The sequence below is a fragment of the Pseudomonas sp. PS01299 genome (assembly GCF_029960145.1).
Lineage (GTDB): Bacteria > Pseudomonadota > Gammaproteobacteria > Pseudomonadales > Pseudomonadaceae > Aquipseudomonas > Aquipseudomonas putida_A.
Window position 1 is genome coordinate 1 of the sequence record NZ_JASCPO010000504.1, and the last position, 747, is coordinate 747.

General features: G+C 56.9%; 2 pseudogenes. Both read left to right on the forward strand.

Annotation, left to right across the window (positions count from 1 at the left end):
- Positions 1–455: pseudogene (locus tag QMX91_RS31295) on the forward strand (alkaline phosphatase); the annotation flags it as partial.
- 78 nt (positions 456–533) lie between these two features.
- Positions 534–747 (forward strand): annotated as a pseudogene (locus QMX91_RS31300) (hydrolase or metal-binding protein); the annotation flags it as partial.

Below are 747 nucleotides of genomic sequence, written 5' to 3' on the forward strand. Positions count from 1 at the left end.
ACCTGGAGATCCATCGCATCGAACGCGACGAGTCGCTGATTGCTCGGCTGATCGACCTGGAGCAGCTGTTCTGGGATTACGTCGTCAGTGACACCCCGCCGCCGGCAGACGGTTCGGCCTCGGCGGAAGCCGCGTTGCGCTGTCTCTACCCCGAGGACAACGGCCAGACGCTGGATTTCAGCCAGCACACCGAGCTGGCCGCTACTTACCTGGAGCTCAAGGCTGTTCGCCAGAGCATTGCCCAGCAGGAGACGTTTGAGGCGCAGCTCAAACAAGTCCTACAACAGGCCATGGGCGATGCCACCCGTGCGGAGTTTGCCGAGGGCTACATTAGCTGGAAGAAGTCCAAGGACAGCACCGGACTGGATGTCGAACAGATGCTTAAGGATAAACCCTACCTACAAGCCCGCTACCCCAAGATCAAAACAGGCAGTCGCCGCTTTTTAATCAACTGAGCCATTCCTCGTCACCCAAGCCGCCTGGACCGTTTACGTCCTGGTGGCTTTTTTATTTCTAGATCAAGGATAACCGCCATGCTCAAAGGTTTAGCGATCACCCCTCCTGTACTCGGGCGCATTTCCATCGGCAAGGTCGTCGAGAAACACGGCAAGCGTCTGCCCGAGAAAGACGACCAGTTCACCATCACCTCACAGGTACAAAGCCGTGAAGGCTGGCTGATGCACCCACTCAATGAGGAACTGCGTAATGGCCAAGACGGCAAATTGCGCAGCATTCCAATCCGTTTGC